The sequence below is a fragment of the Kosmotoga arenicorallina S304 genome, from assembly GCF_001636545.1.
Taxonomy (GTDB): domain Bacteria; phylum Thermotogota; class Thermotogae; order Petrotogales; family Kosmotogaceae; genus Kosmotoga_B; species Kosmotoga_B arenicorallina.
Window position 1 is genome coordinate 1 of record NZ_JFHK01000031.1, and the last position, 9,306, is coordinate 9,306.

Annotated in this window: 6 protein-coding genes and 2 pseudogenes; all 8 read right to left on the bottom strand. The window is 36.8% G+C overall.

Features of this window, described 5'->3' with window-relative positions:
- On the bottom strand, nt 1-544 hold a 544-nt coding region (locus tag AT15_RS09720; RefSeq protein WP_068349105.1), incomplete at its 3' end, for a sugar phosphate nucleotidyltransferase.
- Nucleotides 541-1,548 (bottom strand): annotated as a pseudogene (locus AT15_RS10580) (DegT/DnrJ/EryC1/StrS family aminotransferase). The pseudogene AT15_RS10580 and the gene AT15_RS09720, both read right to left, overlap by 4 nt.
- A complete protein-coding gene (locus tag AT15_RS09730; RefSeq protein WP_068349108.1) occupies nt 1,545-1,973 on the bottom strand; it encodes a sugar 3,4-ketoisomerase in 429 nt (142 codons plus the stop codon). The pseudogene AT15_RS10580 and the gene AT15_RS09730 overlap by 4 nt, the downstream one beginning before the upstream one ends.
- A 1,201-nt stretch (nt 1,974-3,174) precedes the next feature.
- Entirely contained in the window at nt 3,175-4,311 is a 1,137-nt protein-coding gene (locus AT15_RS09740; protein WP_068349115.1) for a glycosyltransferase family 4 protein, read from the bottom strand.
- Nucleotide 4,312: 1 nt separating this feature from the next.
- Nucleotides 4,313-5,557 carry a glycosyltransferase family protein gene (locus AT15_RS09745; protein ID WP_068349118.1) on the bottom strand — a complete coding sequence of 415 codons (1,245 nt, stop codon included), beginning with the start codon at nt 5,555-5,557 and terminating at the stop codon, nt 4,313-4,315.
- Nucleotides 5,558-5,664: 107 nt separating this feature from the next.
- Nucleotides 5,665-6,462: an IS21-like element ISKol10 family helper ATPase IstB gene (gene istB, locus AT15_RS09750; RefSeq protein WP_068349122.1), complete on the bottom strand. Its 798-nt coding sequence runs from the start codon at nt 6,460-6,462 to the stop codon at nt 5,665-5,667.
- Nucleotides 6,459-7,553: pseudogene (gene istA / locus AT15_RS10165) on the bottom strand (IS21 family transposase). Before istA ends, istB begins: the two are co-directional and overlap by 4 nt.
- Nucleotides 7,554-7,984: 431 nt before the next feature.
- Complete coding sequence (locus tag AT15_RS09770; protein ID WP_068349135.1) at nt 7,985-9,121, bottom strand: glycosyltransferase; 1,137 nt, start codon at nt 9,119-9,121, stop codon at nt 7,985-7,987.
- Nucleotides 9,122-9,306 lie beyond the last annotated feature (185 nt).

Genomic DNA, 9,306 nt, shown 5'->3' on the forward strand with positions numbered 1-9,306 from the left:
ATTCTTCAGGGAAGCAGTATATATATGCCCCGACAACAGCATAATCACTTTTTGGATTCTCTGGTTTTTCTTGTATCTCCACTACTTTCTGCTCATCCAGCGCAGCTATTCCAAATCTCTGTGGATCGGAGACCTTCACAAGCAGAATTCTTGCTCCTTTACCTTTCTGTAAGTTCTCATAATTCTTGACAAAATAATCAATAGGCTGTTCGAATATATTGTCTTCAAGAATTACCAGGATATTCTCAGTACCTGCGAACTCTCTAGCAAGCCTAAGTGCATCTGCAATACCTTTTGCTTCATCTTGTACTTTATAGGCAAATCTAAGACCAAAATCCGAACCACTTCCCAGGAGATTAACCATATCACCCATGTGTTCTGTGCTTGTCACTATTAGGACATCTTTGATCCCACTTGCTTGCATATTGCGGATAGGATTATAGATCATAGGTTCCGATCTCACCGGAAGTAAATGCTTATTCAGAGACTTAGTAAGAGGATAAAGCCTTGTTCCTTTTCCACCAGCTAGTATGACACCCCTCATATACTCACCTCTTTGAACGCATTTATCTTTTCTATTACGTAGTCAAATTCTTCATTTGTCATGCCGTTATATAAGGGTAATGTATCTGAGTTCCTATACCATTATCTGAAAGATACTTCTGGAGTTCATCTCGCTGCTCGCATTTCGCAACGAAAAGGTGCCAGACGTGATTAAAGTTTTCTTTGACCTTCGGCAATTCTACTAGAGGGTTTATTATCTCCCGTAGGTACTTCTCAGCGACTCTTTTGCGATCTTCTTCGAGTTCTGTGTTATGTGTTTAAGTTTCACACTTAATAAAGCCGCCTGCAATTCGTCGAGCCTGGAATTCACACCTTCGATCTCGTGGTAGTACTTCTTAATGCTTCCATAGTTTCTAAGCAGACGAACTTTCTCTGCAAGTTCTTCATTATTAGTGACAATTGCACCTGCATCACCAAAGGCTCCTAGGTTCTTTGTGGGGAAGAAACTGAAACAGCTAATATTACCAAATGTTCCGATATTCCTTCCATTTATCGTTGCGCCAAGAGCCTGCGCACAATCTTCAACAACGTACAACCCGTATCTCTTCGCAATTATCATTATTTCTTCCATCCTAGCAGGCTGACCATAAAGATGAACAGGAAGAATAGCCTTTGTTCTTTTTATAATTGCGTCTTCTACTATTGCGGGATCAATGTTATAAAATTCGTCTGGTTCAACGAATACAGGAGTTGCTCTATTTTCTGTAACTCCAAGAACCGAAGCAATATACATGTTAGCGGGAACGATTACTTCATCTTTTTCACCAATTCCTAGGGCTCTAAAGGCAAGTATAAGGGCATCCAAACCGGAATTGACTCCGACGCAATAGTTCATTCCCACATATTCTGCAAATTCTCGCTCGAATTAACTAACTTTTTTCCCGAGAATATACTAACCAGAATCAAGAACCTTAAGAGCTGCCTTATCAAACTCTTCTTTGAACATAAGATACTGGGTCTCAGAACATTGAAAGGTACTTTCATCTCTTCCAGTAACCCTCCTTTACAAGTCTGACAAACTCATCATAATCACGAATATAATCAGATTCATCGTAGTATTCAGATGCAAGTATTAGTAAAACACTATCATCTTTTAACCATTTCATTGTATGCCATTTTCCAGGACCAATATATAACCCTTTTGCCGGATCATTCAGAACGATATATTCCTTATTCTCTCCATCATAGCACACGATCTCAATGGCGCCATACATACAAACTAGCAACTGCTTCAGATCCTTATGGGCATGATGACTGCGGGTAATACCTTCCATTACTCCATAGATGTAGTAAATTCGCTTGAAAACAAAAGGGATATCTCTATACGCTTCGAAAAACACAAGCGAACCAAGTTCCGGCGGTTTTGCTGTTCTTTTTTTAGATTCAACAAAGTTGTCAAAACACCTCACTCCTCTTTCAAAAATCAGGTCTCTTTTATTTTGTATAGAATACACGCGTTCATTATTAAAGCAATTATAATGGAGATAATCCTAGCTAGAACGATGCCAATGATTTGCAACTTTAAAACTAAGATATAAGATAACAGAATATAAAAGGTTAAAAAGAAAAAGTCAACTGTCAATAGCGCTTTTTTCGAGAAGAACCTAAGGGCAAAGACTTTCTCTATTATCAAAGCACTGTAAATCGAGCTTGCTATAGATAAAGGCAAGAAAAACATCTTGGCTGCTGTATAGTAATTATTATAAAATAGGCTAACATATATAGCTGAAAATAAATAGTTTAGTGCTGTGAGAAGAATCACTAGCATTGATATTGCTATCGCAATTTCAGTTTTCTTTTTGTTAAACGCATTAATCTTAATATTAGCAACATAACTTAAAAGTACACCAGAAAATGAAGAAAAAACCAACGTTGTCAATTTTGTAGGACTTGATGCTACAAAATAAACAGACAACTTTTCAGGACCACTAATTTGATTGAGTATAATCCTGTCAGCGTACAGCTGAACTTGACTCATGAGTATTAAACTGACTAGGGTAATATATTCAAGTGATAACTGTTTGAAATTTTTTATTCGTAATCTTTCTTTCCACATGTTAGTTTTGAACAGTATAAATAGAGTAGCTAGTAACTCTCCCATGAGCAGAATATAGTACCATTCGCAATTAGTTAAGTAGAACAACAACATTCCAAGTGCGTATCCAGATGACTGAACAAGATTACTTATGAATATTTCTCTATACCTTAGTGATATTCTTAGTTCTACGCTATAATACACCCTGAAAATCCCCAGAAACAAGACCAAGGTTAGAATTTTAAAATTGAGCCCCATTTCCGCTTGGCCATGGATATAGATTGTGAAAATCACAAGTGAAATTATCACCGTAGAAACAAACAGGATTTGATATCCATCTAGCCATTTTTTCGTGTTATTTCTAAGCCGTAAATTGTTCAGCGAGTTTCCTGTAACGCCAATAAACATATTCATGATAGTATATACGAATATGATTTCTCCAAAACTCTTTGGAGAGTTTGTATTATTTAATGATGGAAAAATCCACAGCTGGATTGTTGCTGTTACAACTACAGTGGCTAGTAAGTTCAACCCAGTGTTGAAAATGAACCTTCTATATTTTCTTACATAGTGAATCATTGTACACTCTTTTTCGCTATATTAATGTAATGATATTCTTCACTTGCCATGATGGATCTTTCTCTATAATCTTGAAAATTCGATTTTTCAAGAACATGCAGTATTCCATCTTTTATCGACTCAGGTGATATTTCATCTAGCAAATATCCATTTCCATTTTTGGTCAAATAGCGTCCTTGAGGAGTATCCGCTAATACCAATGGTATACCAGCACAAATTGCTTCAATGAATGTGTTCGACAGGCTGCCAGGTTGGAGTAGCAGATCCCCTCCGACGAGTAATTCTTTGAGTTTTGAAGCGTTTTTCCACCCAAGATATATTATCCTATTATCCCTTTCTATGTATTTGTTCAAGATATCTCGGAACCCATTTTCAACACTACCAACAATGAAGAGCTTAAAGCTTGGATCTTCAATTTGCTGAAATGCTGCAAGTACTTCCAAAGTCTTTTTGTCACCAGGTAATTTGCCTGTATGAAAAATAACTCTATCTGAGTCTGATACACCAAGTTCTTCTCTGATTCTCCGTCTCACATTCATATAGAGTGTGAAGTTCTTAATTAAAGAAGCATCTCCTGGCAAAGGTAATAACTCCAATTTTCCTTCATCTATTCCATAAACCTGTATCGCAAAGTCTCTGCACTCAGGAGCGACGTAAAAAACCTTATGGTAATATTTCTGGATCCTTTTCACTATTGAGCGCCATAACACCTTGTGATATAAAGGCCCAAAAGTGCTTTTCATTGAATTATCGAAACTTGAATGAATATCTATTACCAGCTTTGTGTTGGGGTTCTTTTTAACATATCGTATGCAATTCAACAATTCTGGCGAATGATCATGGAAAAATATCATATCTGGCTGGATAGCCCTAAGATGCTTGAGAAGATTGACAAATACAATGAACCTATTCTTTATCTCATATAATGACCTAATTCGGAGTATTTTCACACCTCTATAGTCAAATTCTCCTAACTCATGAGTTCTTTTCCCCTTGTTTATTTGGAAATACGGTTCAAATTTACTGGTTATTATAAAAACTTCGTGACCGAGCTCTCTTTGACCAACAGTAAGATAGTTTTCTTGATATGCCAAATCCGGCTTAAAGTAGCTTAGAATGTGGACTATTCTCATACTAACTTCCTCCCTTTATGCCCTTTACTAGATATATTATTCTCTTTGCTACGTATTTAATTATCGGTGGTTTAGGTAAGACAACACTATCCTTTTCCAAGCACAAGGTACTACTTTTTATGAGATTCAGATACTCTTCCGTTATTTCTCCCATCTCAAAGCGGTGCACATGACTTAATGTTAAAGAGCTATACTCCGCGTAATTCTCAACGATGTCTTTTATACAATCATCTATTGAACTCAAGTGTGATTTATCGTCAATATCCAACTCACCTAAGTTGAATCCAGAATCTTTGCCAAATATTCCAAGACAGACTCCTTGATTCTTCTTGTAATAGTTTTTTGGAAGCATTGCTGCAATAACAGTAGGAATTCCCAATTTTGCTGTCTCCAATATAGAAGTTCCCATACAGTAACCAATATCATAGTTCAATAATTTCTTGTCCAGCTCATCTGGATGGACTTTTCCAGCAAAATCTACATTGGGAACTGAATTTTTTCTTATATATCTTCTTATTCTTTTCTCACAAGGTCCATAACCAATTAAGGTCAAATGATATCCCGGGTTCCTTCTGACAAAATCAATTATCATGATTATCGACGATAGCTTGAAATCCACGAACCGTCCCACCCAAACAATTCTAATAACTCTATTAGACAAAATTGCCTTCTTTTTTGATTGTTCATTATGCTCAGGAATCGGTAGCGGTATTATCTTGTAGGAACTATTGTCGAAATTCTTCAAAGACGCTTGAAGGTTCATCTCATTCATGAAAGATACACTCTGATAATTAACATATATTTCGAGAAGTTTTCTATTAATTCCAATAATTCTTTTTTTGCGAAGACTATAACTTGCAAGGTAGTGAGTATCACGCGGATGAAATATGCCAGTACTATAAGTAGCCCTGATAGAATTGAGATTACTAAATACGACATAAGCATTGTAAATGTCTCGGAAGCAAAATGTGAAAATCTCTAATTTCGCGTTATTATGAAATTTCTTGGCAAAGAAATCGATTACCTTTCTTTTCTCATTTTTGGTCATATATAAAACACTATCATTGGGAATAGGCCATCTTATAACATAGAAACCATACTTCTTTGCTTCATCATTTATATATCCATCATCAAAAGAACTTACAATACAAAACTCAACATCCTTCTTGGCAAACTCTTCTGCTAACCTAACTAATAACACTTCCCCACCACCAAGATAACTGTTCAGATTGAAGAGAACAATCATTCGTAATACCTCCAATCATAAATGTGGCCATCTGCAACAAGCAAAAGTATCGGCATTCATTACTTAGTGTCTTAGAAAATGTCAACATCGATCAAAATTGCGTAATTTCATCGCTCAGATTTGCGTAGTTTGTCGGTTCTACCAATCGTCGTCTGTATAGCAATAAACCCCGTTTTCTGTTTTTCTTTCAGTCTGTAACTTTTTCCACGAATATTGACTATCATACTATGATGTAATAGTCTATCTAATACCGCTGTTGCTAATACTTCGTCTTCGAATATCTTGTCCCATTCGGTAAAACTTCTGTTGGACGTCAGGATTATGCTTCCCTGTTCGTATTTCTGGCTCACTAGTTCAAAGAATAACTTAGCTCCTTCTGTATCCAATGGTAGGTATCCCAGTTCGTCTATTATTAGTAGGTCAAGGGATTTGTAGAATCTAATGGTTTTTTCGAAATGTCTTTCAACAAAGGCTTTCTTTAATCGATCCACCAATGTTATTGCGTTAACGAAGTATATTTTCTTTCCTTCTCTTAGGGCTTCCATTCCAAGTCCCACCGCCAGGTGTGTTTTCCCCACTCTGGGTGGTCCAAGAAATACCACGTTCTCTTTTTCGTACATGAATCTCAGGGTTTTCAGTTCCATTATCTGTTTTCTGTCTATGCTGGGTTGGAAACTGAAATCGAACTCTTCCAGGGTTTTGTGGAAAGGTAATCCACTGTACCTGAGAGCCGTTATGTATTTCTTGTTCTCGTTTTCTTTCTTCTGGGCTATTAGTAGATCTTCAATCAATTCGAGAACGTTTTTATCTCCTTTACTCCAGTTTTGGAGAGAAGAATCCAATACCCTGGAGATTCCTTCCAGTTTAAGTTCTTTCAACAAGCTGTGTACGTTTTCGTAGCTCATACCGCATCGCCCACAAGAGCCTGGTATTCTCTCAAAGACCTTTTTTCTACCTGGTCTTTCAATGGATGTACTGTAATGAGTTCATCGTTTCTGTATATCTTCAGTAGTGAACCTTCTACCTGGAGATTGACTCTTTCCCCTGCGTATTCTTTACCAACACGGTATGCCCTTTCCTTGTAGACTACCTGGCCTTTGTCTCTCACAAGTCTTGTATTTAATCTGCTACAATTTACTTAGCTCATTTAGGTGATTCTTTTCCCTCTCGAATCTTTCGAGAGGGGTTTCTTTTAATTCGGAATGGAGTCGCTGGTTTGCTATTGCTAACCAATCTCTTAATACGTTCTTCAATTCCGTCAGATTCGAATAACTCTGACCGTAAAGAATATTTTCCCTTACGTAGGGAACCAACCTCTCGACCTTTCCTTTGGCTTTTGGATTATATGGCCTGTGAGTAATCACTTTAAAGCCGTAGAAGTTTGCAAAATCCATGAATCTGGCGTTGTATTCCTTCTGTTTCTGAAGCTTCTTCACAACGGTTTTCATATTGTCATACAGACCTTCTGAGAGATAACCACCAAAGTACTCAAAGGCATGAAGATGAGCTTGGATTAGAGTCTCAAGCTTTTCATCTGGTACTATCTCCGCGTACAGCATTCGGAATAGCTCAACACCATAATGAAGAACTTAACAGTCGTCTTTTCGCCCGCAATAACCGTTGTACCTGTTCCCCAATCAACCTGAAATTGCTTTCCGGGTCCTGTTTCAAATCTGACAACAATTTCAGGTTTCTCCTTGGGTCTTATTGAGGCTACATACATCCGGAGTATCGTCAGTTTACCGGTGTAACCCCTTTTTACCAATTCCTTAAACAATACTGTCGCCGTGAGTTTGGGATACTCCTCGAGCCTTTTGTTAATGTAATCCTTGAAAGGATCCAGTTTAGAACCTTTCTTTGCCATTTGACACCACTCCATATTAAGATATTTGTTTACGGTGTTGGGAGCAATGCCAAGGCGCCTGGCTATTGCTGGCTTGCTTAACCCCTCTTTGTACAATATTCTGATTTCAAAGACCTGCTTTTCCGTTAACATCTGAATACCTCCTTTTCTATCTGAGACATTCAGATGTTACTGCTCAATTCTTACCGATGCTTTTGCTCATTTTTGATCGACGTTTTTACTATTTTGTAACCGATGTCGAAAAAAATCAAGAGAAATGGATTATCAAGAGCCTGAATTTGTAAGTTGAAGCAAACTAATCAGAACCAAACTTCAAATATTAGCTCGCAAAAGTCTTATTTGCCGCTTCGTGAGCTATTGGCTTTACTCAATAGAAACCTTACTTTTCTCTTAGTCAATTCTTTACTCATATAGCAATACAAGAATGCACTTTTCTTTCTTCTGAGAGCCAATATTTGGACATTTCTTCTCTATGATTCCAGCCACTATTGAACATAATTCTTCACTGCATTTCAGGCTTTCAATACCAGAAAACAAGTGAGCGTTTTGCGCACTAAAGTAGTCTATTCATTTGCTACTATCTTGGAGAACTCCCTATTTATCTCCTTTTTGAACACCAAATCGTAGTTGGCTATGTTGTCCAAAACTCTTCTACACAAAACATCGTATTGATTCTTGTGGTTTAGGATTACTTTCTCCAGTAGCTTGTAAAGAGAGTCAGAACTACCTCTTTCAAACATTAGTTCCTTGATAGTAAAGCTAGACTCGATAAACATTTCCAAATCACTTGTAATAGCCGGTTTCCCTAAACTGCTGACAGTTGATAATATCCCACTGTTCGTTCCCATAGTGTAAGGTAGAATAATATAATCGCTCCTATATATATAATTATAGAATTCATTATCGTTCAAGACACGATTATGTAGCTTAAAATTCTTCAAACCCGAGAAACTATACTTTACACCATCAGGAATTCTTCCAGCAACAGTTAATCTTACGTTATCATATTTCAGCTGAAGGCGTCGCCATGCATCAATCAAAACATCCAAACCTTTTTCTCTTCGCATATATCCTATGAATAGAAAGTCTATTCTTTCTTTTTTAGAGGCTGTCTTAGAATCTCTCAGGCCCATCATTTTCAGATCCATTAAGGGGAACTTGAATGCGTAGATGTGATCTTTCTTTGCAGAAAATCTTTCCTGCAGTTTCCTTATAGAAAGCTGGTTATGAACTATATAAAAATCAGCCAAACTGAGAAATTCATCCTGTTCTCTAACAATAAGTTTGGAAGAATCGTTGTGAAAAGGTTCAATATCATGGACGGTAATGCCAAGTTTCACGTTTCTGATGCGTTTTAATGCTTTCAAAAACGAGAGATTAATTGCATATGTTTCATTCAGAGAGTAATTAACGAAAACATGTTTGTAATTCTGAGAAAACTTCTTAATTAGCTTGTAAGTCTTGAAATGGTCAAAGAACAATTCCATGTATCTTACAATTTTTCTCATTTTTCCGTCTTTCATAAGTTGTGAGTATCTAAAAAACAGTTTTTCGAAGTGGGACCCCTCAAAAGGAAAGTAATAGTTGACTATACTTTTAACGTCATAATCTAACTTTTCTTGTGCATCCACGATTTTTTTGATGTATAGACCTGCATTTCCTGCAGAGCCATAATATATATGTACAACAATTTTATCCATGAAACTACACTCCTTACTTTTTTTAAAATTTTACTTTATAACTCTCAAAGTCACCAGTTTCACACCAAAGACCTGCACCGATTTCTTCTATCATTTTGCCAAAATACATATTTTTATCGGTAACTGCGAGTACAGGAATACCGGTTTCAAAATATTGTAATGCACCCTGAAAAACTGGACAAAAA

Excerpts from the sequence above, each read along its gene's own strand:
- AT15_RS09770 (WP_068349135.1), bottom strand. The coding sequence starts at position 9,121 with ATGGATAAAATTGTTGTACATATATATTATGGCTCTGCAGGAAATGCA.
- istB (WP_068349122.1), bottom strand. The coding sequence starts at position 6,462 with ATGAGCTACGAAAACGTACACAGCTTGTTGAAAGAACTTAAACTGGAA.
- AT15_RS09740 (WP_068349115.1), bottom strand. The coding sequence starts at position 4,311 with ATGAGAATAGTCCACATTCTAAGCTACTTTAAGCCGGATTTGGCATAT.
- AT15_RS09745 (WP_068349118.1), bottom strand. The coding sequence starts at position 5,557 with ATGATTGTTCTCTTCAATCTGAACAGTTATCTTGGTGGTGGGGAAGTG.